We start from the raw sequence: 26,100 nt of genomic DNA on the forward strand, positions 1-26,100 counted from the left end.
CGGCGGTGCACCGCCGACCGGCCGCTCGCGTTCAGTCCCGGCCGAGGATCGCGGTCACCCGGATCTCGACGCGCATCTTCGGCGCGCCGAGCGCGGCGACCCCGAGCTGGGTCCAGATCGGGGCGCGGTCGCCCATCCGCTCGCGGAACTGCTCGGCCATGACGCGGGTGGGCCGCTCGCCGATGGTGTCCGCCTCGTCGGGCAGGTGGTACGAGTTGACGTGCACGACGTCCCGCCAGGTCGCCCCGGCGGTCGCCAGGGTCCGCTCGACGTTGTCGAAGGCCCGCACGATCTCCGCCTCGAGGTCCTCGGGGAAGTTCAGGTCGTCGTCCCACCCGCCCTGCCCCGAGATCTCGACGCGGTCCCCGATCCGCAACGCCTGCTTGTAGTGCAGCATCGCCTCCAGCTTCTCTCCCGCGCCCGGCGTGACGAAGAATTCCGGCTTGTCCATGACGGCCTCCTCAAAGTTGACTTCAAGCTTGAAGTCAACCTAGCACGTTTAACTTCAAGCTTGAAGTCACGGTCCGTGGGTATATTGCTGCCATGACCGAACCCGATGAGCGGCTGTGGCTCGACGCCGAGGAGAAGGCGGCCTGGACCGGTGCCGCCTCCTTCGCCTGGCTGCTCCCCGGGCGGCTCGAAGCGCCGCTGCAGCAGGAGTTCGGGCTCAGCCTCTTCGACTACCTGACGCTCAGCCACATCTCGGAGGCCCCCGGCCGCCGCATCCGCATGAGCGAGCTCGCCTACCTCGCCAACGGGTCCCTCTCGCGCCTGTCCAACGTGGTCAAGCGGTTCGAGCAGCGCGGCTGGGCCGAGCGCTCGCCCGACCCCGACGACGGGCGGTACACGATCGCTGCGCTCACCGACGCGGGCTTCGCGGTCGTGGAGGCCGCCGCCCCCGTGCACGTCCGCGCGGTGCGCCGGTACGTCATCGACCCGCTCGACGAGGAGGACCGGCGGGCCCTCGCCCGCATCGCCGCGAAGCTGAGCATCCGCCCCGAAGACCTCGGCTGAGCTCCGCGAGGACGCCGACCTCGACCTGCTCCTGGACCTCCTCGCGGCCACCGCCTGCCACCGGATCCTCTTCGGACACCTGCCCGTCGACGGCCGCCTCGCCCACGACGCCGTCATGACGGTCCTCGAAGGCGCGGCCGCGCCGCGCTGGCGCGAGCGCTACGGCGAGCGGCACGCCCACTGAAGACGCGAAGAAGCCGCCGCACGGCGATGCCGTGCGGCGGCTTCCATGTCGAGCCTGCGACTAGATGTTCTCGACGACCTCGTAGTTGCCGTCGCTGTCGTTGTCCTCGGCGTACGTGTCGTAGTAGCCGTCCCCGTCGGTGTCGGACGTGACGGTGTTGACGAAGCCGTCGCCGTCCGTGTCGGTGCCCTCGGTGTCCAGGAACGTGTCGCCGTCGGTGTCCACGAGGATCGTCTCGGAGTAGCCGTCGCCGTCCGCGTCCGTCGTGACGGTGTCGACCCAGCCGTCGCCGTCGAGGTCGGACTCGATCGTCTCCTCGTAGCCGTCGCCGTCGTAGTCGTACGAGGTCGACTCGTTCACGCCGTCGCCGTCGACGTCGGTGTCGGCCACCGAGGTGTAGACGTCGTCCGACGAGTCGTCGGTGTAGGCGTCCTCGGTGTACGAGTCTTCCGTGTACGAAGTGGAGTCGTCGGTGGAGAACTCGTCGACCGAGTCGGCTCCGTAACCGTCGGTGGTGTAGTCGTCCTCGACGGTGTCGAATTCGCTCATCGCTAGCCCTGCCTCGGGATTGAGAAGTGTTCGGTGCTGTCATCGGAAACCATAGATCGCAATCGCAAACCGGTTCCTCCCAGGATCGTGCCACTCCTGTAGCGCGCCTCCCGGGCCCTCAGACCGACACCGACTCCTTCGGCCGGGCCTGCTTGGGCGGCAACGTGTTCGCCGGGACGTGGTCGTCGACCAGCACCGACTCGTCGAACGGCTCGCCGCCCGCGAACACCCGGTTCGCCCGGTCGCGGTCGAAGCCCTTCGTCCACGTCCCGATGAGGACGGTCGCGACGGCGTTGCCCGCGAAGTTCGTCACCGCCCGCGCCTCGGACATGAACCGGTCGATGCCGAGGATGAACCCCACGCCGTCCACCAGCTCCGGCCGGTGCGACTGCAGGCCGCCCGCGAGCGTCGCGATGCCCGCGCCGCTCACCCCGGCCGCGCCCTTCGACGCGATGACCATGAACACCAGCAGCGAGATCTGCTCGCCCAGCCCCAGCGGCTGGCCCTGCGCGGTCGCGATGAACAGCGTCGCCATCGTCAGGTAGATCGCGGTGCCGTCCAGGTTGAACGAGTACCCGGTCGGCACGGTGATGCCGACGACCGGCTTGCTCACGCCCAGGTGCTCCATCTTCGCGATCAGGCGCGGCAGCGCCGACTCCGACGAGGACGTCGACACGATGAGCAGGAACTCCCGTCCCAGGTAGCGCAGCAGCTTGAACAGGTTGACCCGCGCCGCCAGCCACAGCACCGCGCCGAGCACGCACACGACGAACACCAGGCACGTCGCGTAGAACCCGAACATGATCACCGCGAGGCTCTTCAGCGCGTCCCAGCCGGTCTCGCCGACCACGGCCGCGATCGCCCCGAACGCGCCGACCGGCGCCGCCCACATGATCATCGCGAGGATCCGGAACACCAGCCGCTGCAGGTGCCCGATGCCGCGCAGGATCGGCTCGCCCGACTTCCCCATCTTCTGCAGCGCGAACCCGGCGAGCAGCGCCACCAGCAGCGCCTGCAGCACCGAGCCGTCGGTGAACGCCGAGACCATGCTCTCGGGGATGATCCCGAGCAGGAAGTCGACGGTGGTGTGCGAGCCCGCCTCGGCCGCCGTCTCCTGCGCCGTGCTCGCCGCCTCCGGGTCGAGGTCCATGCCCGAGCCCGGGTTCAGGAGGTTCCCGACGACCAGGCCGATCGCCAGCGCGCACGTCGACATCAGCAGGAAGTAGCACAGGGCGATGAGCCCGACCCGGCCGACGCTCGCGGCCTTCGCCACCGAGCCGATCCCGAGCACGATGGTGCAGAAGATGATCGGCACGATCATCATCTTGATCAGGGCCACGAACCCGGTGCCGAGCGGCTTGAGCTGCACGGCGAGCTCCGGGGCCGCGAAGCCGACGAGGACGCCGAGCACCACGGCCGCGATCACGGCCAGGTAGAGGTAGTGGGTGCGGTCGCGCCGCTTCGGGGGTGGGGGAGTGGACATCTTCGTCTCCTCGGTTCAGGTGGGGAATGACGAAAGTTTCCACCGAGTTGTGAAGCCAGTCACGATTCTGTTCATTTCGGTCTCGTGGCGGCCGCGTGTACACATGGATGGTGACCAAACCCTGGACCCTCGCCAGGCAGCTCCTCGTGCTGCAGCTGGTCCTGGTCGGCCTGCTCGTGGGCTCCGGTGCGGCACTCGCCTACGTCGACGCGGGGCGCGCGACCGAGGACAACGCGCGCCAGACCGCCGTCGCGGTCGCCGAGACCGTCGCCGACTCGCCCAGCGTCGCCGCCGCCCTCGCGACGCCCGACCCCTCCCGCGACCTGCAGCCCTTCGCCGAGCTGGTCCGCGCCGACACCGGGGTCGACTTCATCACGATCATGGACCCGGACGGCATCCGGTACACCCACCCCGACCCCGCGCGCATCGGCGAGCCGTTCCTCGGCAACACCGAACCGGCCCTCGCGGGCAAGGCGTTCACCGAGACCTACACCGGCACGCTCGGACCGTCCATCCGGGCGGTCGTGCCCGTCTTCGACGGCACCGGGGACGTCGTCGCGCTCGTGGCCGCGGGCATCACCGTCGAGGCGATCTCGGACGAGCTCAACGAGCGGCTCCTGCCCCTGGCCGGGGTCGCGGCCGCCGTGCTCGTCGGCGGGATCGCGGGCAGCTACTTCGTGAGCGCCCGCCTCGGCCGCCAGACCCGCGGCGTCGCGCCCGACGAGCTGCGCGACATGTTCGAGTACTACCAGGCGATCCTGCACTCGGTCAGGGAAGGCCTCGTCCTCGTCGGCAGCGACGGCCGCGTCGTCCTCTGCAACGACGCCGCACGCGACCTCCTCGACCTGCCCGACGACATCCGCAACCTCCCCGTCGCCGACCTCGGCCTCGCCCCCGACCTCTCGGAGGCGTTCACCGCGGCCGAGCCGCGCAGCGACGAACTCCACCTCACCGACAGCGGGCTGCTCCTGGTCAACTCCGTGCCCGTCCTCTCCGGCACCCGCCGCATGGGCAACGCCGTCACCCTGCGCGACCACACCGAGCTGCAGAACCTCACCGGCGAGCTCGACACCGTGCGCGGCTTCGCCGAGTCCCTGCACGCCCAGGCCCACGAGTCCGCGAACCGGCTGCACGCCGTGATCTCGCTGATCGAGGTCGGTCGCGTCGACGGGGCCGTCGCGCTGGCGACGGCGGAGCTGGAGGTCGCGCAGCAGCTCACGGACCGGGTCGTCGGCTCGGTGGCCGAACCGGTGCTGGCCGCGCTCCTGCTCGGCAAACTGAGCGAGGCGAGCGAGCGCGGCGTCGAACTGGAGCTGACCTCGGACACGGCGATGCAGGACTCCGAGGGCGTCGACGCGCGCGACCTCATCACGATCCTGGGCAACCTCATCGACAACGCGATGGACGCCGCCGTGGAGCACGCCGCCGAGCGCGCCCCGAAGGTCGAGGTCACCGTGCGGTCGGATCCGGACGGGCTGTTCTTCCGGGTCGCCGACACCGGTCCGGGCGTCGCCGACCAGGCGGACATCTTCCGCCGCGGCTGGTCGACCAAGCCCGCCGCCGCGACCGGCCGGGGTCTGGGGCTGGCCCTCGTCGGGCAGGCCGTGCGCCGCTACGGCGGCCGCATCAGGGTCGCCAACGGCAGCCCGACCGAGGGCATCGGCGCCGTGTTCACCGTCCGCCTACCGATATCGTCGGGCCGATGATACGAGTACTCGTCGTAGAAGACGACCCGGTTGCGGCCGACGCCCACCGGGCCTACGTCGAGCGCGTCGCCGGGTTCACCGTCGCCGGCGTCGTCCACTCGGGCAACGAGGCGATCCGGTTCTGCTCCCGCAACCCCGTCGACCTCGTCCTCCTCGACTTCTACCTGCCCGACACGCACGGCCTCGCGGTGTGCGCCGCGTTGCGGGCCGCGAGCGCCCCCGTCGACGTCATCGCCGTGACCTCCGCGCGGGACCTCTCGGTCGTGCGCGCCGCCGTCTCCTCGGGCGTCATGCAGTACCTGCTCAAGCCCTTCACGTTCGCGACCCTCCGCGGCAAGCTCGAGACCTACGCCGCCTGGCGCGCCCAGGTCGTCGGGCCCGGCGAGGTCGGCGGCCAGAACGACGTCGACCGGATGCTCTCCGAACTGCGCACCCCCGGCCAGGGCCCGCTCCCGAAGGGCCTCAGCGCCTCCACTTTGGAATCCATCAGCGCCGCGCTCGGCGACGCGGCCGAGGGCATGTCCGCCGCCGCCATCGCCACCACCGTCGGGATCGCCCGCGTCACCGCCCGCCGCTACCTGGAGTACTTGGCGGACAACGGCATCGCGCAGCGCCGCCCCCACTACGGCAGCGTCGGCCGCCCCGAGGTCCGCTACCTCCTCGTCAAAGGCTGACGACGCGTTTCCGCGCCCGGAAATGGGGAACTCCCGACGGGCCGATCGTGGGAGGATGTGACGATGAAATCACAGCGGGACATGCCGAAACCGGACGCCGAACCCGGCGTCGAGACCGACGCGCTCCGCCTGTCGGACATCGCAGGCGACGACCGGCCCGAGCTCTACGAGGCCGAGATCCACGACGACCTCCCCGTCCCCGCCTCCGAGGGCCGGACCGCGCGGATCGTCATGATCGCCGCCGTCGTCGGCATCGCGGCCGCCGCAGCGGTCGGCGCCAAGATCGCCTACGACCGCCGCAAGTCCGCCCAGGGCTACCGCAAAGCCGTCGAATACCTCGACGACGCCCGCGAGGCGCTCCTGACGGCCGCAGCCGAACTGCCCGACCGCGGCCGCGAGGTCCTGTCCGCGGCGGCCGAGCTCCCCGAGCGCGGCCGCGAGGCCCTGCAGCGCGTCAGGCACCGCTGACCCGCCTGTAGCGGACCGCCCGGATCCGGGGTTGGATGGCACCCATGGCCCTCCACTCCTTCCACCTCGCGCACGCGCCCCTGCGCCGGTCCGTCGGCGCCATCGCGCGCCCGCCCGCCGCCCCGGGGCTGCGTCACGTCGAAGTCCTCGCCGCCATGGAACTCGGCGCGCCCGTCGTCTCCCCGCGCCGCATGCAGCTGCGCCACCTCGCCGTGTTCGCCGAATGGGCCGACGACGCCGCCCTCGACGCGTTCCTAGCCGAACACCCCCTCGGCCGCGTCCTCGGCACCGGCTGGCACGTCCGCCTCCAGTACCTCCGCCGCTGGGGCGAGGTCCGCGAACTCGCCCACCTCCCCGCCGAGACCGGCCGCACCGACCCCGCCGAACCCGTCGTCGCCGTCACCCTCGCCCGGATGCGCCTGCCCGAACTCCCGCGCTTCCTCCACTGGGGCCGGCCCGTCGAACGCCAGGTGCGCGACCACCCCGAGACCACCCTCGCGCTCGCCGCCATGCGCCCGGCCCGCACGGTGAGCACCTTCTCCGTCTGGACCAGCTCCCGCGCCATGACCGGCATGGTCCACGGCCGCGACCCCGGCCCCGCCGCCCGCCTCCACCACGAGGCCATGGCCGAACGCGAACGCCGCGACTTCCACCGCGAGTTCACGACGCTCCGCTTCCGCCCCCTCGCCGAACACGGCGCCTGGGAGGGCCGGGCGAACATCGTCCCGACGACATGACAGTCGACGCAGGCGTCGCCTGATCCGGGCCGGCCCGCAGCTCCCTTGTGGCCAGCCGTCGCACTTCACGTTCCCGAAGGACCGCCGCGGCGATACCCTCATTCCACCGTGAAAAGGGGGTGCGATGCGCGACTGGGACTGGCGGCGCCTGCGCGAGCGCTACCGGGTCGCCATGGCCGCGCCCCGGCCGGACGCGGTGTTCGAGAGCCGCTGGGCCCGCGTCGACGGCGTGCGCCTCCACTGGCGGGCCACCCGCGAAGATCCGCCGGGAACACCGGTCCTCCTGGTCCACGGCATGGCCGTCTCGCACCGGTACCTCATGCCGCTCGCGGCGCGGCTCGCCGAGCGGTTCCCGGTGCGGGCACTCGACATGCCGGGCTTCGGCCTCAGCGGCGACCCGGGCGCCCCGGCCGACGTCCCGGCCCTCGCGAAGTGGATCGCGGCGTGGCTGGAAGCGACCGGCGAGGGGCCGGTCGCCGCCGTCGGCAACTCATTCGGCGCGCAGGTCGCGACGGCCCTGGCCGCGGAGCACCCGGCGCACGTGCGGAGCCTGGTCCTGGTGGGGCCCACCATGGACCCGGCCTACCCCACGAAGACGCGGCAGGCGTGGCACTGGGTCCGCGGCCTCCCGCAAGAGGACCCCGGCCAACTGCCGGTGATCCTGCGCGACCTGGCCGACGCCGGCCTGCGACGCGCCTGGCGGACCTTCGACATCGCCCTCGCCGACCGGATCGACCGGCGCCTGCCGCAGGTGCAGGCCCCCGTCTTGATCACCCGTGGCGCAAAGGAGACGGTGGCCTCGCAGCGCTGGGTCCGCGAGCTCGACCGGCTGCTGCCGAGAGCCGAGACCGCAGTCGTGCCCGGCGCGCCGCACGACGCGAACTACACCACGCCCGACGAACTCGCGGCGATCGTGATCCCCTTCCTCGAACGCACCGCAGATCATCCCTGAGCGGTATCTTCACCGCTCAGATCAGCGACCACAGGAGTACGACGAGAACTGTTGCGCCACTTTAGATTCACGTCATGCGAATCAAGACCTCCACCGTCGTCGCCGGCGCCGCTCTCACCGCCGCCGCCTTCCTCGCCTCCGACCTCGTCAACCACGAGTACAGCCCGGTCGCGGAGACCGTCAGCCGCTTCGTCAACACCGGCCACGGCTGGCTGGTCACCGCGGGGCTCTGCTCCTTCACCGCCGCGGCGCTGGCGCTGGCGCTCGCCGTTCGCGAACGCGCCGTCCGCGTCCTGTTCGGCGTGTTCACCGCCGGGCTGCTGCTCGCCGCGGTCTTCCCCGCCGACCCGCCCGGTCAGTGGGCGAGCCCCTCGGTCTCGGAGCAGGTGCACGGGTCGGCGGCGTGGGTCGGTCTGCTCTGCTTCAACATCGGCGCGGTGCGGTTCAGCCGCCGCTGGCGCTCCGAACTCCCGACGGGCCTCGTGCCGACCGCCGTCGCCGCCGCCGTCGCCATGGGGCTCTTCATGGTCTGCACCTTCGACGCCATGTTCTTCCGTGAGCTGCCGAACCTCATCGGCCTGACCGAGCGCCTCGCGATCGCTGCCGACCTGGCCTGGATGTGCCTGGCGGCGAGGGCGCTCGCGGCGCCGGGGCCGGTCGCGGCGACCGATCGAGTCGGCACGGAGGCCGCGGTCAGCGGCGGCTGAGGCGAAGCGCGCCCGTGGTCGCGGCGGCACCCGGATTCGACTCTGGCGATCATGGGGCGTAGTTGCTAGACTGCCGAGAGTTATTCTAAAGTGGATCTGCACGAATCCCTTGCGCCCCTTGCGCCTCAGAGGAGCTGTGAAATGAGCATCGACCAGAGCGACGCCGACCGCGCGAACGCGTTCTTCCTCCTCGACGAAGTCCTGCAGTTCTTCTGGCCCGCGGCGCTCCGCGCCGCCGCCGAGCTGCGGGTCGCCGACCACCTCGCCGACGGGCCGCTCCCGGTGCAGGACCTGGCGAAAGCAGTCGGGGCCGACCCGCGCAACCTGTACCGCGCGCTGCGGCTCCTCGCCACCCGCGGCGTGTTCGCAGAGGACGCCGAGGGCCGCATCGCCTTGACTCCCAAGGCCGACCCGCTCCGCAGCGACGCCCCGAACTCCGTCCGCTCGGGCGTCATCATGGTCACCGACGCGATGTTCTGGTCCACCTCTGGAGCGATCACCGACTCGGTGCGCGAAGGCGGGCCGGTCTTCGAGCGGATCTTCGGCGTGCCGTTCTTCGAATACTTCGCCACCGACCCGGCCACGGTCGCGCTCTTCCACGAGGGCATGGCCTCCTACTCCGACTCCGAGAACCTCCCGGTCGCCCGAGCGCTGCCCCTCGCCGGAGGCACCCGGCTGGTCGAGATCGGCGGCGGGCACGGCCACCTGCTCCGCACCGTGCTGCGCGAGCACCCGGGCGTGCACGGCGTCCTGTTCGACCGGCCGCACGTCGTCGCCGAGCACGGCCTCGGCGAACTCGGCGACGACACCCGTTGGGAGACGGCGGAAGGCGACTTCTTCGACAAGGTGCCCGCCGGCGACGCCTACCTGATGAAGCGGGTCCTCCACGACTGGAGCGACGACGAGTGCGTCGAGATCCTGTCGCGCTGCCGCGACGCGATGCACCCCGGAGGCCGGATCTACGCCGTCGACACCGTCATCCCCGAAGGCAACGCCTACGACCACGGCAAGGTCCTCGACGTACTGCTCATGGTCGCCTTCACCGGCCGGGAGCGGACGGCGGCCGAATTCGCGACCCTCTTCGACCGCGCCGGTCTCACCGTCGAACGGGTCATCCCCACGGACTCGGTCATGTCGGTGGTCGAAGGCTCCCGCGCCTGACGCCGGCGACGGACCAAGAGGGCCGTCACCGCATCGGTGCGGCCCCTTCGGGTTCGCGGGCGCCCGCACGGAGGGAATCGAGCCGGTCGTCCGCCGGGCACCGGCCCTTGTCGGTGTAGCGGAGCCGGAACTCGGCCAGGCGCGAACGCAGCCGCTGCGGGGCGCCCGTCCGTGCCAGCGCCGCAGCCGAGGCCGCGAAGCACGCGAGCGCCGCCTCGTGGAGTTCCCTGTCCGCCAAGCCGATGCGCGCGGCCCGCTCCCACACCGTCGCGGGCGGCTGCGGTCGGCCCCCGCACAGCGCCTCGGTGGCCTCGTACGCGGCGTCGGCGGCGCGCGGATCGTCGATGAGGGTCGCCGCGACGATCGTGGGGACGATCCAGCCGTCGCCGTCCTGCTGGTCGATCATGCGCAGCTCGAGCCAGCCGCGCGGCCGCACGGGCGGGAAGAGCGTGCTCATGTGGTACTCGAGGTCGTCGCGCGTGGGCCGTCTGCCGTCGTGGCCGTCGCGGATCCAGTCGCGCAGGGTCAGGCCCGGCGGGACGTCCCATTCGGCGGGCGGATCCCCGCGGTCGCACATGACCTCGGCGTCCAGCACCCATTGAGCGAAGTCGCGCCGCAGGTCGCCGTCCTCGGAGACCGGGCGGCCCCATCCGGGCAGTTCGCACCACAGCGCCCAGCGGGTGGAGTTCCACCCGCTGGGGCGTCCGCCAAGCTCGGGCGAGTTCGCGAACGCGGCTACCAGGACCGGCCCGAGCCGGTGGGCGAGGTCCCAGCGGCGGCGCAGGTCGGCGTCGTCGTCGCCGGAGTCGAGGTTGACCTGGACGGACGCGGTGCCGCACATGACCATCCGGCCCCACGGCCCCTCGCGGTCGTAGTAGGCCTCCATCGCCCGGTACCGCGCTTCGTCGACGTAGCGGACAGGGTGGCGGACGCCGTCGAAGCCCCCGCCGCGGACGGTCTGGCCCCGCGCCGCCAGGGCCGCCTCGAGCGCGGCCTGGTCGGCCTCGGCGGAGGCGACGCACGCGGCGAGGTCGTCGGCAGGGGCGGAACTCATCTCCACCTGCCCTCCGGCCTCGCGGCTGACGCCGCCGCCGTTGGGCAGCTCCCATCCGGTCTCCAGGTCGCCCCGGGGGGCGACGAGCCACTCGAGCTCGACGCCGACGCGCCGCGAGGGGCCGGTGGTGAAGCTCCTCTCCGCGATGAACGCGGCAGCTTCGTCCGCGGTGAACATCGTGTCCATGAGGCCTCCTTCCTCCCTGGTGGGGGCGTCCCGCGCGGACGCGAGCCCGCCGGGAGACGCCGAAAGGATGCCCGAGAAGTGCGCCCGCTAAGCCGTGCGGGCTCGCCGGCCGGCCTCCGAGCCCTCGGCTGCTCCCGCGCCGGGCCGCCGTTTCGCGAGCGCCCGCCAGGATCCGCTTCCCGGAAAGCCAAAAACCCGCACGGGCATCAGATGCCGTGCGGGTCAATGCTGTAGCCCGGGTGGGATTCGAACCCTGACTTCTCTGCTCGCCACGCGTGCTCCGTAGCAGGTGACTGGCACTGTCCAGTTGCAATGTGGACGGTGGTGGGGGAATAGTGGGGGAATCCCCCCTCGGACACGAAGAGGCCGCCACCTGATCCAGGTGGCGGCCTCGTGTCGGTGTGCTGTGCCCTACCTGGGATTCGAACCCAGACTTTACGGGTTTTGAATCCGTTCTCTCTGCCAGTTGGAGTAGTAGGGCGGGACCGCGCAATATGTTACCCCCCGATCTACCTCGGCCCGCTGGTGGTGGCCAGACGCAGCAGTGTGGCCCGGCTCCTCGTGGAGCCGGGCCACTGTCCCACTCGGTGTGAGACATCCCGCCGACGCTGCAGCGGGAGCACCTGGGGGTGAGTCCGAGACGATATCGCGCCTGCGCAGACCTGTACAGGTCTGCGCAGACCTCATCGTGTCTGGGGTGAGCGAAAAAGTAGGAATGAATCGATCGATCTATGTGCGTGCGGCCGACCTTGATCTGTGGAGGCGTGCCGAGGCGTACGCGCGCGATCGCAGGATGACGACGAGCGGCCTGGTGATGCTCGCGCTCGAGCAGTACCTCAACGAGGCCGACTCCGACAAGAACGAGGCTCGATAGGAGGTGTCCCGGACCCTCCCCCACCACTGGAGGGTCCGGGAGCGGGCCGCCGGAACGTGTCATGCACAGCGGCCCGCGCTATCAGGTCTCTCGAGAGTCGGCTGCCAGATCCGAAGGGACGGGAATACCGACCTGCTGCGCGTACGCGACGATGATCCCCTGGGCAAGCCGCCACGGGTCGCATTCGCCCGCCCGGACACGAACATGGAAGTGCACACGGTGGTGACCACACCAGCCGTCCTGGTCGGCGCGGTGGCGCCGCTGGACCTCCTCGGCGCGCCTCACCGTCGCCAGCGACACGTACGTGGTCATGCCGCAGCCTTCGCCGAATCGTCCACCGCGGCCTTGAGCACGTCCTCGTCGAGGTACCGGTGCTTCGGCTGGATGTAGACGCCGTAGTCGTGGACGTGGGCGACGGGCGCCTCCGGGTGGAGGTCCGTCCGGTAGATCCATGTGATGGACTCACGACTGCTCGGGTCGGTGGCGGTGTGGGCCCGGAATGACATGCCGCCGAGAGTGAACGTGCTCATCGGTACCGCATCCACTTCGCGAGTGCGTAGTAGAACTCGGTGTCGTGGAGGTCGCGCGAGTTCTGCTCGATCGAGGAACGTCCGAGGCCGTTCCACTCGACGACGTGGCGGCCGTACTCCTCGTCGTACCCGACCTCCCCGAACTCCTCGGGGGCGTTGTCGCCGACCGCGCACATGATGGCGGCGTCATACCCGCCGGTGGCGGCGAGCCAGATGCGGTACCCGTTCGTTCGCCACGACCGGATTACCTCGCGCGCGTCTTGCTCGGGGGGGCTCTCGGTCCGTACGATAGGTGATGCCATGAGAGGTCTCATCTCTGTTGGCGCGTGGGTCCCCGCCAGGCCTTAACTGGCGGGGACCTTTTTACTTGGGGCCCAGCAGATGTGCGAAAACGCTGGAACCCCGCATGACCGGACGGGGCAGTGAGCTGCGACGCCGGTCATACACTGACGGTAAGGCAGGTTTGCGGAGGTTGGGAAGGGGCGCGCCCAACTCCGTTTTGGAGCCTCCGTTGAGGAGTCTCCGTGTTGGAGGTTGAAATACGGAAGATCCCATGCGATCCTGCCTGTATGACCGAATCACAGCCGACGATCGCCAGGCGCAGCCTCGGGCGCGCGCTCGAGCGGCACCGCGAGTCGCACAATCTGAGCCGGGCCCAAGCCGGGCGCGCCATCGGGTACTCCGGGCAGACCATCCAGCGCATCGAAGAGGGCACGCAGGCGACGCGCACCATCGTCGTGGAGAAACTCTGCGCCCGCTATGGCATCTCGCCCGGCGAGATGAGCCACCTGACGACGCTCGCGTCCCGCAGCAAGGAACGCGGCTGGTGGGAGCCGTACTTCGACATCGGCGCCGAGGAGACCTCAAGACCCAAGATCCCCCTGTTCCTCGAGACCGAACAATCCGCCCTGCGGATCTCCGTACTCGAGACCGAGGTCATCCCCGGGCTCCTCCAGACGCCTGAGTACCTGCGGGTCCTGCAGGCCGCGCAGCTGCCCATGTCCGACGAGGTCGCAGAGAACTGGCGGGGGCTGCGGACGAAACGCCAGGAGCTCCTGTACGGGCGCGACCCGTTCCCCGTGCTCGAGTTCGTCATCGGACGGGCCGCCATCGACTACCTCGATGCGATGCCCGCCGCCGTACGTGACGGGCAGATCGCGCGCCTCCTCGAGGTCGCTGCGATCCCGAACGTCCAGATCCGGGTCCTCACACAGCTGCACGCCGCGTCGGCCGGGTCGTTCAACATCCCCTACCCCGGTGACGCGACTGACCCGTTCGTGTTCATGGACGCACAGGATGGCTGCAGGTACATCGAAGAACGGCGGATAGTCTCAATGTTCGAGCAGACCTTCGGGTCGGCTCGCGAGAAAACCGTTCAAGTAGAGGAGTACCTGCGATGACGACAGAGTGGCGCAAGTCCAGCCGCTCGAGCAGCCAGGGCAACGGCGACTGCGTCGAGGCCCGCGCCAGCGAGGGATCGTTCGAGGTCCGCGACTCGAAGCTCGGCGATGACTCGCCGATCTTCGGTGTCAGGGTTGAGGACTTCCAGAGTTTGCTGCGCGCCGCCCGCTAGTCTCCGGCGGCCCCGGCAGGACTAGTTGAGCGACGGCAACACGCACATCTGAGAACTAAGAGTAGCGGCTCCCGGTGACTACCGGGAGCCGCTTCGTGTTGCCCTGAAAACTTCCAAGATTCCTCGCCGAGAACCGCATGGAAGCTGCCCTGTCGGCCGCCGTCCAGTATCTCCTTGGTGACGCCACTATCGACGAGATTGGAGGCACGCGAGCGCAGTCACGGGAAGCGGCACTGCGGGACTCCGCCGCGGCAGGTTAGCCTGTGCGGGTGTCCGGTCCTCCGTGGTCGAGTGGGATCGAATAGCGGCACTCCGGGCACAACGAAAGCCCCCGCACTTGGTGCGGGGGCTTCGCTACGTCGTCGGCCAGGTGCGCCAGCCCTGCCAGGACCGCGACGGCGTCGGGCCCTCCTGCCCCTGATACCGCGACCCCGACGCCCCCGCCCCGTACGGCCGCTCCGCCGGAGACGACAGCCGGAAGACGCACAGCTGCCCGATCTTCATGCCCGGCCACAGGGTGATGGGGAGGTTGGCGACGTTGGAGAGCTCGAGGGTGACGTGCCCGGAGAAGCCCGGGTCGATGAACCCGGCGGTGGAGTGGGTGAGCAGGCCGAGGCGGCCGAGGCTGGACTTGCCTTCGAGGCGCGCGGCGAGGTCGGCGGGGAGGGTGATGACCTCGAGGGTGGAGGCGAGGACGAACTCGCCGGGGTGGAGGACGAACGGCTGGTCGTCGGCGACCTCGACGGCGGAGGTGAGGTCGTCCTGCTGCTTGGAGGGGTCGATGTGGGTGTACTTCTGGTTGTTGAACACCCGGAAGCGCCGGTCGAGGCGGACGTCGATGCTGGAGGGCTGCACGAGTTCGTCTTCGAACGGCTGGATGCCGAGGCGGTCGTTTTTGATCGCCGCCAGCAGGTCACGGTCACTGAGAAGCATCCGCCAAGCGTATCCAGTGGACACGACGAAAGGCCCCGGCCGAAGCCGGGGCCATCATGCACACTCACATGCCACCAACGCTGGTTGGCATGATCAGGCAGATCTCAAGCCTCAGGTCCCAGAGTTGGTGTCCTTCTTAGCGGCGCGCTGCTTCCAGGTCTTGACCGCGGCCATCAGGAACGCGGCAGCGGCGAGGGTCTGCGCGCCAGCGGCCGTGTACGCCTCGGACTCTTCAGCCGTCACCCAGCCCTGGCCGGACAGCAGCGCGAGCACAGCGACGAACACGGCGTAGATCGCCGCGCGAGTGGTATCGGACATTTCAGTTCTCCTAGTGGGTCTCGGTTGGTTCAGAATCAGGCCAACAAGCCCATCCGGGCTCGTAGCCGTTGCCGGTCAATACCTGTCGTTCCTGCCAGGAGTAGCCCTCAGGGCAGTCCTCGGCGTCCTCCCCGGCAGGACCCTGAGGCCCCGGCGGGCCAGACGGCCCGGCAGGGCCTGGCGCGCCATCAGCCCCATCCGCGCCGTCGCTCCCGTTCACACCCGGTGCACCCGTAGGTCCCGGCTCCCCGGTCGGACCTGCAGGTCCAGTAGGACCCGCATCGCCTTCCGGGCCAGTCGGACCCGGGTCACCCTCAGGCCCCCGGGGGCCCTCCGCGCCCGGGTCGCCACGGAGCTCCTCCAGGTCCTCGACACACGTGGCCCCCAGCCGCTCAACCTGAGCGCACGCTCCCTCGGCCATCGAGACGGCCTGATCGGCGCGTTCGGTCTGCTCCTGCTGCTGCGTCCACAGGTAGAACATGGACCCACCAACACCGCCGACGCCCCCAACGAGGAACGTGACGATCGCGATGACCACCCGCATCCTCGGCAGCCCCTTGGTCATGTCACATGCTCCTCAATCGACGTGACCTGCTTCCGCAAGCCAGCGATCTGAGCTGTGAGCTTCTCGACCTCCGCAGCGAGCTTGTCCGCGCGCGCATCAGCGGCCCGGCGGGCAGCGTGCGCTTCCTCTTCCCGTTTCTCAGCGGCAAGGCGGCGTTCATCAGCGGCGTCAGCGCGGCGCTCGGCCGCGTCGATCCGCTCCTCCGCCTGCCCGCGGTCCGCCCGGTTGTTCGTGAGGAGATAGACGATGACGAAGGCCAGCACGCCGAGACCGCCACCTGCCGTGACGAGTGGAGCCAGCTCGCCCACACGACTACTCGCCAGCCCCGGTAAGCGTGCCGCTTACGGTGCCGATCTCCACTCGCACACCGGTTGGGACCTTGACCGGGTTCGCGGCGAAGAACTTGGCGACGGCGGCGTCCACCTGTGCCTGAGTCGGGGCTGTGGCCGTCGGCAGCTTGGCGACAGCCGCGGCGATCGCCGCAGTAGTGCGGCGGTCCTGGTCGCGGCGGATGAGCTCGCGCAGGATCCAATCGGTCATGGCGCGGCCGTTGTAGCTGGCCGCCGAACCTCCGAGGCGGTTGACGAACACCCACTTGGCGGCGGCGGTCGTCTCGTCGCCCCACCGGCCGTCGCGAGTGAGCTTGGCGCCCTCGTCATGCAGGTAGCGTTGCACGAACGCCACCCACATGCCCGAGTCGCCGTGCTCGGCGATGATGCGTTCCATGGTGCCTCCGAGGTATTCGTCGAGTGATTCGCCGATGAGCACCGAGACGATGCCTGCGAGTGCCGACCAGTCGTCGGCGAACGGCGTGAAGAAGCTGAGGTGGATGTGCCACAGGTGAGAGTCGTCGGCGCTTGATGCGTACCAGGCGGTGTCGGGGCCCAGCCGTGAGCGGCCGTAGACCTCGTCGCCGTCGAGGGTGCCGAAGAACTCGCGCAGGCCCTCAAGCCGCGGGTCGTCGGCGCGCACGGCGTCGGCGAGGCGCCGCGTGAGCGTGCGCATATCGCTGTCGGACAGGGTGATGTCGAGGGCGCGGGTGACGGTGCGCGGGTCGCGTCGGTTGATGGCCTCACGGACCGAGTAGTTCGACGGCCATGACGCGAGGTTGTCCTCGACTGAGGCGTGAAACCCGGGTTTGCGCACGTAGGCCCCGCCGTAGCGCGCGCTAGGGACGCGGGCCTTGACGTGGTGGAACACCGAATAGACGGCGTCGGGCGTCTTGGCGTACGGGGAGCCGATGAGTGCGAGCATCACAGGCCCCGCGGGTTCGGGCCGTCGGCGCGCAGCTGCTCGAACTCGTCGTCGTCGAGGACGACGACACGGTCGGAGCGGTCGCGGACCTCCCACCGGTTGCCTTCGGAGCCGGGTGTGGTCTGGCGGACCTCGTAGCCGCATTCAGCGTCGAACTCGTGCCAGTCGTGCGGGTCAGCCATGGCGCCCCTCCTGCCTGTAGTTGCGAGGCCTATGCGGGGATGCAGCGGCCGGAGATCCAGATGTTCGAGCCCGACGCCCAGTCCGTGGTCGGGTCCCACACGTCCGCCGCGGTACCGGCGTCCGAGCCGTCGTTGATAGAACCGGAGATCAGGGAGTACGAGAGGCCCACACTGGCGCCGAACGTCGCGCCGTACGTTTTCGCGTACGTGTCGTCAGGAGTGACCAGGACGGAGATGATCTCCGCGCAGGCCGGGTAGTCGACCCGGACCGACGTGGAGGTGACCGCGCCGATCGTGATGTCGTCCGGGGTGTGGGCGGCGTCGTCGATGACGTACCAGCCGCTGGAGTTCGCGCGGATCGTCCCGCCGAAATCCTGGTAGGTGACGGTGTTGTTGGCGGTGTACGTGGACCCGGATGAGGGCCCGCCGTTGGCGAGGAACACGACCGCGACGAATCCGATGACGAGCAGGCCCGCGAATACTCGTCGGGCCGAGACAGTGGTGGACATGGGTCTCCCTAATCGAGGCGGTGGGCGACAGCCCACCCGTAGTCGGTGACGCTCGTGGCAGTGGTTGAGCTGGTGTTCTGCGCCCACCGGAGCGTCAATGTGGAGGGCTGGTTGCCGGTGACGACGACGAGTTTTTCCCGCACCGCGCACGGCGCCGGCGTCAGTGCCGTGCCCGACGCCCACGCACTGGTGGACTGCTTGCATGAGATGACGGTCGTGTCGCTGGAGGTGGTCCCGGCGAGCGTCATCGCCTGCGTGGACCGGTGGACCGTGGCGTCGCCGGTGACGTCCCACCCGCAGGTGATGTCGCCCGCGGTGGCACCGGTGGTCCCGAAGTTCACTTCGACGAGGTAGGTCCCGCCTGCGGGGAGGACCATTTTCAGGTCCGCATCGGACTGCAGGGAGGTCGTGGAGGAGTAGGACTGCTTGCCGTTCTTGAACGCCACGAACGGCCTGCGGGCCTGGAATTTGCGGCCGGTCAGCAGCTCCGAGGCGTTCCATGCGAGGCTCATCCGATGACCTGCCGTGTCATCAGGAACGAGCGCGCCTCGATCGTCACCGCGGTGGCGTCCACGAAGTTCTGCGCCCACTGCGCCTGCAGGAGCCCGCCGGTGCCTTCGGTGAACAGGACGCCTTCCTCGATGATCGACACGGGCGTGCCGGTCACCGTCCCGTAGGAGACCGCGGTCGGCCAGGCGTGCATCGACACCCGGAACCGGTCGGTCGTGGTCGTGGCGGTGTGCGCGGGCCCGAAGTTCGTGCGCCGCCCCTGCACCCCGGCGGGCACCGCATACCCGAACCGCAGTTTCGCGGCGGTCGGTCCGCTCACGGACAGGCACGTCGTCACGAGGTAGACGGAGAACGGTTCGAGTGGGAGGAACAGTTCGTCGTCGAGCTGGTCGACATCGGAGCTTGTCACCGACTCCGCAACGGTTTTCCACGCGTACTGGGGCTGGCCGAGGTTGAACCCGTGCGCGGTGAACCGGTCCCCGGCTCTGAGAGGCATCGCGTTGACGGACACCTCACACCACCCGGTACGCGGACATGTACGACCCCGACCACACGGTGGTGGACCCGACCGTGGCCACGAGCTGCGCCCACGTCAACGTCAGGTTTCCGGCGTTGGTGGTGGTCATCCAGATCTCCTCCCTGATCGCGGAGATCTCCGTGCCGTCGGTGTTGTAGGACAGGCTCGTGGTCAACGGCGCCGACCGGAAGTTCACGTTGTTGGCCCGCACCGAGCTGGCCCCGGTGGAGGGCCCGTGCGTGAACCGGGTCCCTGTCGCCCCCGCGGGGGCGGTCCACTGCTGTTTCCAGTCCGCAGCGCTGGGCCCGGACACGTTGACGACGAGGGACACGTGGTAGGTCGAGGACGCGGCGAGCGCGAGCGTCAGCGTGTCGTCGTTGACGAACGTCGTCGAGTTGTTGACGGTCTGGTTGCCTGTCCGGATCACCGACAAGGGCTCCCGGTCGTCCAAGAGAGCCTTGGTGGCGGTGTCCCCGGCCGTGAGGTACCGGTAGTAGTGGGTCATCACAGCCCCAAGTAATTCGGCTGGAACAGGCCCACCGCGGCGCCCGCGGCGTGGGATTTCACCACGCCGTTGACGGAGCGGGTGACGGTGAACTTCTGCGGGTGGAGGGTCGCGTCGTCGTCGACTTGGATGGCGATCGGCGTGACGTTCGTGTTCCCGGCGTTGGTCACGCACCGGACCCCGAATGCGCCCGCGGCACTGATCTGGTCGTCCCAGGCGCAGTCGCTCCACTGGGCCGGTTCAGATGCTGCGGCGGACCACACCTTCGCGCACAACGAGTTCCCCTGGACCTTGAACCGGATCCTGAAATCCGTGGTCGTGGTGTGCGTCAAACCGGTGATGGTTTTCTGCCGCAGCGTGGTCGTGGACCCGGCAACGACCCGCAGGAGCTGCAAGGTGACCGCCTGCGTGGTCTCGACGCGGACCATCGCCGCGTAGTACGTGTTCGCGGCGACATCCCACCGGGCGGCGTTACGGACCTGGATGCCCGCGCCGGTCGCCAGGACCGGGACGCGGACCGTGACCGTCCGGTCGATATTCGCCACCGGCAGGGCGCTGATGTAGGTGGAGCGCAGCGAGCCGACCGTGGTCAGGTTGATGATGCCGCGTGTGCCGTTGACGCTGTAGTCGGCGGCGACACCGCCGGTCGTCGACCAGGCGTGCCCGGACGTGGAGGTGCCCCACCCGTTCGACACCGAACGGGTGAACGTGTCCGAGAACGATCCGGTGACCGCGGAGACGCTCATGTGTTCCCCCCCGACACCCAGACTGAACCCTGACGCGGCCGTCGACCATTCGGCGCCCTCCACGGTCTCCACGTCCAGGCTCGTTCCCGTGGTGGCGGCGGCGTTGACGAGCCTCGACGAGGCCGTGTCCATGCGCCCGTACGTGGTGTGGTCCAGTTCAGCGACCCGGTACCGGGACGCGGGGGAGCAGTACGGCTCCACCGTCCACGAGAACTGGTCGAACGACTCCGTGTAGCCCTCCAGGATCAGGTCGATGTCGTCGACCACCCCCGGCGGCGGGCCGGTGATGAGGATGCGGTCGCCGAGCTCGGTGGTTTTCCAGTCCGCGATGAGGCTCGTGGCGCCGTTCAGGAGGAAGCGGATGCGAGGGTACCGGTAGTCCCTGCGGGTCCCCTGGTACAGGGCCCACCCCGCCAGGTCCGGCAGCCGGTCAGGGAACCTGACGTTCCTGGAGGTCGACGTTTCGTTCTCCACCGGCCCCGCGGCCGCTGTCGCCGACGATCCCGCGCCCGTGACCGTGACCCTCGTCGTCAGGTAGTGGTCGTCGTCGTCCTGCTCCGGGGCCGCGTAATCGTCCTGTGTGAGCGTCAGCGCGGGCGTGTCGACCGTGTGCGCGTTGATCGCCGACCGCGACACGAACTCCAGCGACCCGTCCTGGAAGTCCCTGGGTTCGTAGAGGATCCCGCCGTCGGCTTCGGCGGCGTCCTCCATCGCCGACAGGATCGTCCCGTGCGCCTGCGACCCCGACTGCTCGATCATGTCGACCTCGCCGGGGATGGTGTTGACCGAGTCCAGCACACCCGACTCCCTGCCGAGCCGGGACAGGCGCAGATCCACCCGCTCCCCGTCATCGGTCAGATGGGACCGCATCGCGTCCGCGTAGGCGTCGATCGAGTTGTGCGACAGGTCGTCGTCGTAGACCGCGAGATGCCCGACCGCGAGCAGCTGCCCGGCGGTCGCGATCGACGTAGCCGGGAATGCTGCTTTACGGATCGTCCCCAGGGTCTTGCCGGACACGGTGAACCCGAACGTGGCCCCCTCGTACCGGTAGTCGAAGTCGACATCGGCGCCCGCCTGGGTCGCGATCACCGCGATCGCATGCCACCCGCCGTCGTTCGGGGGCACCGTGAGCGCCGCCCCCGGGTACACGCCCAACGCGGTGCCGTCCTGGTCGTACGCCTCCAACTGGATGGCGTTGCCCTCGATCACCACCCGCACCTGGGACGGGTCCGTGGAGCCCTCTCCGACGTTGATGTCCAGCGACATCAACACCTGGTCGATGATCGACTCCGCGTCAACCTTGAAGGCTCCCAGGACCGTCCACGTTCCCGTGCCCGTGTACGGGCGGACGACCCCTGACAGGCTGGGCGGGTTCGCTTTCATGAACGCATAGTCGGACTGCGCGGTCGCCCGTGAACCAGACGGCGGCGAGGACGCGCCCATGTCGATACTCCCGGACGCGGTCATCGGCACGCCCGCAGGGAAGTACGAGGCGGCCTCGGTGGCGTCCTCGTCGTCTTCCATCGGCCAGTACTCGATGCACGAGCCCCCGGACACCAGCGCCGGTGTCGTCCACCGCATCGGCGACGCCGACGGGCCCTTGCCCAGACGCCGCAGCACACTGTCCGCGGTCACCGACACCCACGAATCCGAGCCCGCCGCGCCACGCCAGTTCGTGGGGAGTTTCGACAAGTAGCCGGAGAACCGGACCGACCACGTCGCGCCCGAATCCGTGGACACCGACAGCCTGACCGGCGTGTTCACCTGCAGCAGCGGGTAGTACGGGCTGGTGGGGTTCTGGGTGCAGAACCTGCCGCCGGTGTTGTCCAGGTCGAACGTCGCCGTCGCTGGAGGCGTCGACCCCGAGTCGTTCCGGCGGCCCCGGTTCACCTGGACCTTCGTGCCGTCGGCGGTCCGCACGTACGCGGAGATGTCCGTCCATGACCACGATGCGGGGTCGCCGTTGATGTCCGCGCCCAGCGCGATCTCTGCTTTGACCTCGAGCGGGTCGGTGGGGAACACCATCAGCGGCTCCCGAACGCGACTTGGACGTTGCCGTTGCCGTTGATCCGCACAGAGTCCTTGATCGCTCTCTCAAGCGACCCGGACACGTTCGAGAAGTCGAAACTGACCCGGACAACGCTCCGTTCAACGCCCATGCCCGCCATCGCATAGCCTGCGTTCATGCCGCGGCCCATGCCCGCCCACGCCGAGATGCCGCGCCCGGAGTTGATCGCCTCCAGCAGCGACCGGTACCGCGCGGTCGAGGCCGCGTTGACGATGAACTCGCCGTCGCTGACCGCGATGATGTTCGCGTCCTCGCGGGGTCCGCCGCGGCCATGGAACAGGCCGCCAGTGGGAAAGCGGGGAATGCCGCCGTTCGCGAACCCCGGCACGTAACCGCCGTCTGCGTACGCGGGCGAGAACCCGCCATGCCTAGGCATCGGGGCAGGGTTCCCTGAGGTCACGTAGGTGGTCCTCAAGACCGTCTCGACAAGGTCAGGGACGGCGTCGAATGCCTGGGCGTAGTGGTCGATCTGGTCCTCGGTGAGTCCCAGCCGCCTCCCCAGTGCACGGAACTCGGCCTCAAGGGCCTCAGCGGTCGCGATCGCGTCCTCTTGCGACCCGGTCGATTCGGCCACCGCCGAAATCTGGGCCAGGTAGGCGTCGATCAGGCTCAGAATGGTGTCCCTGTTGTCCAGGGCCTCCTCCGAGTTGCCCGACATTGCGCCGCCGTTCTCCTCGAACTGCTCCGTGGCCTCATTGACGATCCGCGCAACAGCGTCCTCGGCTTCTTCGACTGCGAACAGGGTCTCAGTGATCGCCCGGAACGCCTCGTCGAGTTCCTGCACCGCTGACTGTGCGTCCGTCGCAGACTCTGCCGTGAAGCCGAGCGCATCCGCGTACACCTGGGTCGCGGCGGACGCACCACCGGCGGACTCGGTCCCCGCGGCGATCGCGGCAGACAGGTTCTCCTGCCGCTCCTGCGCATCCGAGAACGTCCCCTGCTGCTCAGACATGATGTTGTCCAGCTGCGACAGCGTGTCGTACTGCTCCTTTTGGCCTTCATTGAGATCGCCGACGACACCGCCCGCGGCGCTCACGTCTTCGAGCCAACGGTTCACCTCGGCGCGGTTGGCCGCGAACGCGTCAGTCCCATACAGGACCGAGTCGACCAGTTCCGCCTGGGACACCCCGAGCTTCTTCGCCATCTCGAACGCGCCCTGGTCCTCCAGTTCCTTGGCGACCATGGCACGGGTGTTCTCCGTGATCGCCCCGGTCTGCTGGTCGAGTGTGTCCGCGAGCTGGTCGGTTTTGGCCTTCGATTCGGCTTGCTTGGCGGCGAACGCGCCCAAGGCGGCGACGGCTATCCCGAGCGCAGCACCCCACGGGCCGAACAGGAACCCCGTCAGGCCGCCGAGGGCCTTCTTCGCCAGCAGCGCCCTGCTGGTGCCCATCTCCGTGAGCGCCACGTTCATGGCGTGTACCTTCGGTACTGCGACGATTGCGGCCCCGCCCAGGAGCGTGATTGCCGCGCCGGCCGCGCCGACCCAGACGGCGGCCTGTTGGACGGGCTCAGGTAGGGAGGAGAACGCCTGCACTGCGTTGGTCACGTTCTGCGTCATTGACCTCAGCGCATCGTTCGCGCCCGAACCCGACTGGATCAGCGCCGTCTCCAGTGTCGACTGGAGCGTCTTCAGGTCCCCTTGGAGGTTGTCCATGCGGTCGGCGGCGACCTCGGCGGCGTACCCGGAGTCGTTGACAGCGAGGTTCCAATCGCGGATGCCTGCAGAGCCCTCCTCGTAGAGGACGTTCGCGGCCCGCAGGGCGTCGGTGCCGAAGATCTGCGCGAGCGCCTGGTCCCGCTGAGCCTGCGTCAACCCGCCCATCTGCGATTCAAGCTGCCCGGCGAGGTTCGTGAGACCGACGAACTGCCCAGAGGCGTCGTAGGCGTTGATCCCGAGCTCTTCCATCAGCTGCGCTGATTCCTTGGACGGGTTGGCGAGCATGGTGAGCATGGTTTTGAGGCTCGTACCGGCGTCGGAGCCGATGAGGCCCGCCGAGGCGAACGCGGCCAGGGCGCCAGTCGTGTCCTCGATGGAGAGCCCGAACTGGTTAGCGACGAGGCCGGACTGCTGCAGGGCCATGCGGAGGTCGTCTACGGACCCGAGGCTCTTGCCTGCCGCAGCCGCCAGCAAGTCCGCGACGTGCGGGATCTCGTTGCCGGAGAGACCGAATTGCTGCATGGCAAGCGCGGCGACCTCGGCGGCATCCGCGACCGCCATGCCGCCAGCAGCGGCGAGCGAGAGAGCACCGTCGAGTCCGCCGCCGAGGATGTCCGCTGTCGAGATACCAGCCTTGCCGAGCTCCTCGATCGCCTGCGCCGCCTCAGTCGCGCTGAAGACCGTGGTCTCTCCGGCCTTGAGTGCGGCTTCGCGGAGCATCTCCATGTTGGCGTCGGTTTCGCGCATGACCGCGTTGACGTTGGACATCTGGGCGTCGAACTCGGCGAACTTCGCGACCGCGAGTCCCACGCCGGCAGCGAGCCCGGCTCCGGCGATCATGGCCGCGTGGGAGATCTGGTCGGCCGCGTCGCGGTGGGCGAGGATGTTCTTCTGGAGCTCGTCGCGGGCATCGACCCACGCCCGCCGGTAGTTTTTGACTGCCGCGATGGCTCCGGCCATCTGCATGCGGAGGGCGACAGAGACTGTCCGTTCGGCCATGTCACCCCCGCTCTTTCACTCTGGGAAACAGGGCCTGCGGCTGCGGGCTCTTGCGGTCCCGGATCTGGTCGGCGCCGATCGCCAGCGCGGTGCACCGGTGGCACCGGGCGGGGTCGTCGGGGAGGTACCTGCCGTCGTTCTCCGGGAGCGTCGTCTCAGAGAAGCGGCCGTGGCAGCCGGGGCATTCGTCGGCCTCGGCGAGTGCGAGGGCGAGCATCCAGTCCTGCTGCTCGTCGTCCCATTCGGTTTCGCGTTCGGTGACGGTAACCATGCGGCCGTCGCGTTTCTCGCGCCACGAGTAGGCGCGGGGCTCCCAGCCGTCGAACCGTTTGAGGCTGATGCCGAGGGTGCGGGCAGTCTCGACTTTCGTTCTGAGCTCGGCTGATTCGTGGAGCCGCTCCGCTAGAAAGGGAGTTTCGAACCGATCAGGTTCAGGGTCTGCGCCACTGTGACCAGGCGAGTCCACTCGCCTTGCGTCAAGGCCTCGTCGATCTGCTCCCACTCTTCGTCGGTGGGGACCGGGTCGACGATGCACTTGCGGACCAGCGCCTCATACAGGGTGTCCTCGTTGAACCCGACCTTGCGGTCTTCGAGGTTGTCCTTGCGCGGTGGGTGCGACTTGAGCAGTTCAGTCCACTGCTTGCGTGGAAGGCCTCGCATCGTGAACCGGATCGTGGCCGCCTCGACCGCGGTCGCGAGCTCTTCGGGGACGGTGATCTTCCCGCCGAGGGAGTCCGCAGCGGCGCGGGCGGCTTCCTGCTCGGCCTCCCGGTAGGCCTCGATCGCGGACGCGTCGAGGCACACCGGGACGACCTTCTCGGGGAGTTTCGCCTTCTTGACAGCTTCAATTGCCATCAGGCGGCCACCACGGCGTTCAGCGACGGGGAGCTGGTGATCATCGTGGGCACTTCGTACCGGGCGGTCGTGTTCGCCTCAGGGGCGAGGTCGCGGCGCTCACCGCACTGGATCGGGTACACCGCGACCTTGTCGGCAGCCGTCCACGCGGCGGACGCGGCGGTGTACCGGCGGACCACGATGTAGCCCTCCACGCCTCGCACCAAGGTGGTGTAGGTGGTGTCGGTGCCGGTTTGCTTCTTGATGCGCAGCATCGTGCCGCTGAAGCTGGCGCGGCCGGGCCGCTTCGTGTCGAACGTGGACGACAGGGCCGTGGTGTCCACCTCGGCGGTCTCCGGCTCGAAACCCACCAGGCCGTCGGCGGTCATGAACCCGTCGATGTCGTCGCCGGCGTTGATCTCGGTCGTGGTCGGCGCGGCGAGCGCGGCGATGGTCGGCACGTAGGCAACCTTGACGGTGCCGTCGACAATGATGTCGCCCATGGCTTACTTGTCCTTCCCGGTGGTCGGCGCCGCCGCGGGTGCGTCGGCCTTCTTCCAGCCCTTCGCCAGCCACGCCTCGACGGCGGCCTCCGGGCACATCCATTCGCCACCCGTCTTCGGGTGGCACAACTTGACGAACATGAGTGCT

The 26,100-nt window shown here is 69.3% G+C and carries 33 protein-coding genes, 1 tRNA gene and 1 pseudogene; 12 read left to right on the top strand and 23 right to left on the bottom strand.

Features of this window, described 5'->3' with window-relative positions:
• Window positions 1-31 precede the first annotated feature (31 nt).
• Entirely contained in the window at window positions 32-451 is a 420-nt protein-coding gene (locus ACGGCP_RS11965) for a RidA family protein (RefSeq protein WP_392964654.1), read from the bottom strand.
• A gap of 92 nt (window positions 452-543) precedes the next feature.
• On the opposite strand from ACGGCP_RS11965, the gene ACGGCP_RS11970 reads away from it, so the two are divergent.
• Both ACGGCP_RS11970 and ACGGCP_RS11975 read left to right on the top strand, forming a co-directional pair.
• Entirely contained in the window at window positions 544-1,014 is a 471-nt protein-coding gene (locus ACGGCP_RS11970; protein WP_392964657.1) for a MarR family winged helix-turn-helix transcriptional regulator, read from the top strand.
• A gap of 10 nt (window positions 1,015-1,024) precedes the next feature.
• Window positions 1,025-1,198: pseudogene (locus tag ACGGCP_RS11975) on the top strand (TetR family transcriptional regulator); the annotation flags it as partial.
• A gap of 60 nt (window positions 1,199-1,258) precedes the next feature.
• Here ACGGCP_RS11975 and ACGGCP_RS11980 read toward each other — a convergent pair.
• Window positions 1,259-1,747 (bottom strand): hypothetical protein, encoded by a 489-nt coding sequence (locus ACGGCP_RS11980; protein WP_392964660.1) that lies wholly within the window; start codon window positions 1,745-1,747, stop codon window positions 1,259-1,261.
• Window positions 1,748-1,865: 118 nt separating this feature from the next.
• The gene (locus ACGGCP_RS11985) at window positions 1,866-3,230 is read right to left on the bottom strand and encodes a cation:dicarboxylate symporter family transporter (protein WP_392964662.1); all 1,365 of its coding nucleotides are present in this window, start codon (window positions 3,228-3,230) and stop codon (window positions 1,866-1,868) included.
• Between the two features lie 107 nt (window positions 3,231-3,337).
• On the opposite strand from ACGGCP_RS11985, the gene ACGGCP_RS11990 reads away from it, so the two are divergent.
• The 7 genes from ACGGCP_RS11990 (at window position 3,338) to ACGGCP_RS12020 (ending at window position 9,635) form a co-directional block, all read left to right on the top strand.
• Window positions 3,338-4,936 carry an ATP-binding protein gene (locus ACGGCP_RS11990; protein ID WP_392964665.1) on the top strand — a complete coding sequence of 533 codons (1,599 nt, stop codon included), beginning with the start codon at window positions 3,338-3,340 and terminating at the stop codon, window positions 4,934-4,936.
• A complete protein-coding gene (locus ACGGCP_RS11995) occupies window positions 4,933-5,610 on the top strand; it encodes a response regulator (RefSeq protein WP_392964667.1) in 678 nt (225 codons plus the stop codon). The genes ACGGCP_RS11990 and ACGGCP_RS11995 overlap by 4 nt, the downstream gene beginning before the upstream one ends.
• Window positions 5,611-5,673: 63 nt before the next feature.
• Window positions 5,674-6,078, top strand: a complete 405-nt coding sequence (locus ACGGCP_RS12000) for a hypothetical protein (protein WP_392964668.1) — start codon at window positions 5,674-5,676, stop codon at window positions 6,076-6,078.
• A gap of 44 nt (window positions 6,079-6,122) precedes the next feature.
• Window positions 6,123-6,815: a hypothetical protein gene (locus ACGGCP_RS12005; RefSeq protein ID WP_392964671.1), complete on the top strand. Its 693-nt coding sequence runs from the start codon at window positions 6,123-6,125 to the stop codon at window positions 6,813-6,815.
• Between the two features lie 124 nt (window positions 6,816-6,939).
• Complete coding sequence (locus tag ACGGCP_RS12010) at window positions 6,940-7,767, top strand: alpha/beta fold hydrolase (RefSeq protein WP_392964674.1); 828 nt, start codon at window positions 6,940-6,942, stop codon at window positions 7,765-7,767.
• Between the two features lie 74 nt (window positions 7,768-7,841).
• Window positions 7,842-8,474 carry a DUF998 domain-containing protein gene (locus ACGGCP_RS12015; protein ID WP_392964677.1) on the top strand — a complete coding sequence of 211 codons (633 nt, stop codon included), beginning with the start codon at window positions 7,842-7,844 and terminating at the stop codon, window positions 8,472-8,474.
• A 141-nt stretch (window positions 8,475-8,615) separates the two neighbouring features.
• The gene (locus tag ACGGCP_RS12020) at window positions 8,616-9,635 is read left to right on the top strand and encodes a methyltransferase (RefSeq protein ID WP_392964679.1); all 1,020 of its coding nucleotides are present in this window, start codon (window positions 8,616-8,618) and stop codon (window positions 9,633-9,635) included.
• A 25-nt stretch (window positions 9,636-9,660) separates the two neighbouring features.
• On the opposite strand, the gene ACGGCP_RS12025 is transcribed toward ACGGCP_RS12020, so the two are convergent.
• Together ACGGCP_RS12025 and ACGGCP_RS12030 are read right to left on the bottom strand one after the other, a co-directional pair.
• A complete protein-coding gene (locus ACGGCP_RS12025; RefSeq protein WP_392964681.1) occupies window positions 9,661-10,875 on the bottom strand; it encodes a glutamate-cysteine ligase family protein in 1,215 nt (404 codons plus the stop codon).
• Window positions 10,876-11,282: 407 nt separating this feature from the next.
• Window positions 11,283-11,356: transfer RNA gene (locus tag ACGGCP_RS12030), tRNA-Leu, on the bottom strand.
• A 234-nt stretch (window positions 11,357-11,590) separates the two neighbouring features.
• Between ACGGCP_RS12030 and ACGGCP_RS12035 the strand changes: the two genes are divergently transcribed.
• The gene (locus ACGGCP_RS12035; RefSeq protein ID WP_392964683.1) at window positions 11,591-11,749 is read left to right on the top strand and encodes a hypothetical protein; all 159 of its coding nucleotides are present in this window, start codon (window positions 11,591-11,593) and stop codon (window positions 11,747-11,749) included.
• Between the two features lie 81 nt (window positions 11,750-11,830).
• Here the strand turns inward: ACGGCP_RS12035 and ACGGCP_RS12040 are convergent, their stop codons facing one another.
• The 3 genes from ACGGCP_RS12040 to ACGGCP_RS12050 are packed head-to-tail and all read right to left on the bottom strand — an operon-like array spanning window position 11,831 to window position 12,581.
• A complete protein-coding gene (locus ACGGCP_RS12040; protein WP_392964686.1) occupies window positions 11,831-12,061 on the bottom strand; it encodes a hypothetical protein in 231 nt (76 codons plus the stop codon).
• A complete protein-coding gene (locus ACGGCP_RS12045; RefSeq protein ID WP_392964688.1) occupies window positions 12,058-12,279 on the bottom strand; it encodes a hypothetical protein in 222 nt (73 codons plus the stop codon). Before ACGGCP_RS12045 ends, ACGGCP_RS12040 begins: the two co-directional genes overlap by 4 nt.
• Window positions 12,276-12,581, bottom strand: a complete 306-nt coding sequence (locus ACGGCP_RS12050) for a hypothetical protein (protein WP_392964691.1) — start codon at window positions 12,579-12,581, stop codon at window positions 12,276-12,278. The genes ACGGCP_RS12045 and ACGGCP_RS12050 overlap by 4 nt, the downstream gene beginning before the upstream one ends.
• 267 nt (window positions 12,582-12,848) lie before the next feature.
• On the opposite strand from ACGGCP_RS12050, the gene ACGGCP_RS12055 reads away from it, so the two are divergent.
• Both ACGGCP_RS12055 and ACGGCP_RS12060 read left to right on the top strand, forming a co-directional pair.
• Window positions 12,849-13,679 carry a helix-turn-helix domain-containing protein gene (locus ACGGCP_RS12055; protein ID WP_392964693.1) on the top strand — a complete coding sequence of 277 codons (831 nt, stop codon included), beginning with the start codon at window positions 12,849-12,851 and terminating at the stop codon, window positions 13,677-13,679.
• On the top strand, window positions 13,676-13,852 hold the full coding sequence (locus ACGGCP_RS12060) for a DUF397 domain-containing protein (protein ID WP_392964696.1): 177 nt from the start codon (window positions 13,676-13,678) through the stop codon (window positions 13,850-13,852). Before ACGGCP_RS12055 ends, ACGGCP_RS12060 begins: the two co-directional genes overlap by 4 nt.
• Before the next feature lie 354 nt (window positions 13,853-14,206).
• Here ACGGCP_RS12060 and dcd read toward each other — a convergent pair whose 3' ends face one another.
• The 15 genes from dcd to ACGGCP_RS12135 form a co-directional block, all read right to left on the bottom strand.
• Window positions 14,207-14,785 (bottom strand): dCTP deaminase, encoded by a 579-nt coding sequence (dcd, locus tag ACGGCP_RS12065; RefSeq protein WP_392964699.1) that lies wholly within the window; start codon window positions 14,783-14,785, stop codon window positions 14,207-14,209.
• 111 nt (window positions 14,786-14,896) lie between these two features.
• Window positions 14,897-15,103 (bottom strand): hypothetical protein, encoded by a 207-nt coding sequence (locus ACGGCP_RS12070; RefSeq protein ID WP_392964701.1) that lies wholly within the window; start codon window positions 15,101-15,103, stop codon window positions 14,897-14,899.
• Window positions 15,104-15,664: 561 nt separating this feature from the next.
• On the bottom strand, window positions 15,665-15,976 hold the full coding sequence (locus ACGGCP_RS12075) for a hypothetical protein (protein ID WP_392964704.1): 312 nt from the start codon (window positions 15,974-15,976) through the stop codon (window positions 15,665-15,667).
• Between the two features lie 4 nt (window positions 15,977-15,980).
• On the bottom strand, window positions 15,981-16,922 hold the full coding sequence (locus ACGGCP_RS12080; RefSeq protein ID WP_392964707.1) for a hypothetical protein: 942 nt from the start codon (window positions 16,920-16,922) through the stop codon (window positions 15,981-15,983).
• Window positions 16,922-17,104: a hypothetical protein gene (locus tag ACGGCP_RS12085; protein WP_392964710.1), complete on the bottom strand. Its 183-nt coding sequence runs from the start codon at window positions 17,102-17,104 to the stop codon at window positions 16,922-16,924. Before ACGGCP_RS12085 ends, ACGGCP_RS12080 begins: the two co-directional genes overlap by 1 nt.
• A gap of 29 nt (window positions 17,105-17,133) precedes the next feature.
• Entirely contained in the window at window positions 17,134-17,613 is a 480-nt protein-coding gene (locus ACGGCP_RS12090) for a hypothetical protein (RefSeq protein ID WP_392964712.1), read from the bottom strand.
• Between the two features lie 8 nt (window positions 17,614-17,621).
• Window positions 17,622-18,125, bottom strand: coding sequence for a hypothetical protein (locus ACGGCP_RS12095; RefSeq protein ID WP_392964715.1), 504 nt, complete (start codon window positions 18,123-18,125; stop codon window positions 17,622-17,624).
• Entirely contained in the window at window positions 18,122-18,619 is a 498-nt protein-coding gene (locus tag ACGGCP_RS12100) for a hypothetical protein (RefSeq protein WP_392964718.1), read from the bottom strand. Before ACGGCP_RS12100 ends, ACGGCP_RS12095 begins: the two co-directional genes overlap by 4 nt.
• Before the next feature lie 16 nt (window positions 18,620-18,635).
• Window positions 18,636-19,145 (bottom strand): hypothetical protein, encoded by a 510-nt coding sequence (locus ACGGCP_RS12105; protein ID WP_392964721.1) that lies wholly within the window; start codon window positions 19,143-19,145, stop codon window positions 18,636-18,638.
• On the bottom strand, window positions 19,145-21,916 hold the full coding sequence (locus tag ACGGCP_RS12110) for a hypothetical protein (protein WP_392964723.1): 2,772 nt from the start codon (window positions 21,914-21,916) through the stop codon (window positions 19,145-19,147). Before ACGGCP_RS12110 ends, ACGGCP_RS12105 begins: the two co-directional genes overlap by 1 nt.
• On the bottom strand, window positions 21,916-24,615 hold the full coding sequence (locus ACGGCP_RS12115) for a phage tail tape measure protein (RefSeq protein WP_392964726.1): 2,700 nt from the start codon (window positions 24,613-24,615) through the stop codon (window positions 21,916-21,918). Before ACGGCP_RS12115 ends, ACGGCP_RS12110 begins: the two co-directional genes overlap by 1 nt.
• Before the next feature lies 1 nt (window position 24,616).
• A complete protein-coding gene (locus tag ACGGCP_RS12120; RefSeq protein WP_392964728.1) occupies window positions 24,617-24,886 on the bottom strand; it encodes a hypothetical protein in 270 nt (89 codons plus the stop codon).
• Between the two features lie 131 nt (window positions 24,887-25,017).
• Window positions 25,018-25,470, bottom strand: coding sequence for a hypothetical protein (locus tag ACGGCP_RS12125; RefSeq protein WP_392964731.1), 453 nt, complete (start codon window positions 25,468-25,470; stop codon window positions 25,018-25,020).
• Window positions 25,470-25,952, bottom strand: coding sequence for a hypothetical protein (locus ACGGCP_RS12130; RefSeq protein WP_392964733.1), 483 nt, complete (start codon window positions 25,950-25,952; stop codon window positions 25,470-25,472). The genes ACGGCP_RS12125 and ACGGCP_RS12130 overlap by 1 nt, the downstream gene beginning before the upstream one ends.
• Window positions 25,953-25,955: 3 nt before the next feature.
• Complete coding sequence (locus ACGGCP_RS12135; protein WP_392964736.1) at window positions 25,956-26,093, bottom strand: hypothetical protein; 138 nt, start codon at window positions 26,091-26,093, stop codon at window positions 25,956-25,958.
• Window positions 26,094-26,100: the final 7 nt, after the last annotated feature.

The sequence above is a fragment of the Glycomyces sp. NPDC048151 genome, from assembly GCF_043202775.1.
Lineage (GTDB): Bacteria > Actinomycetota > Actinomycetes > Mycobacteriales > Micromonosporaceae > Glycomyces.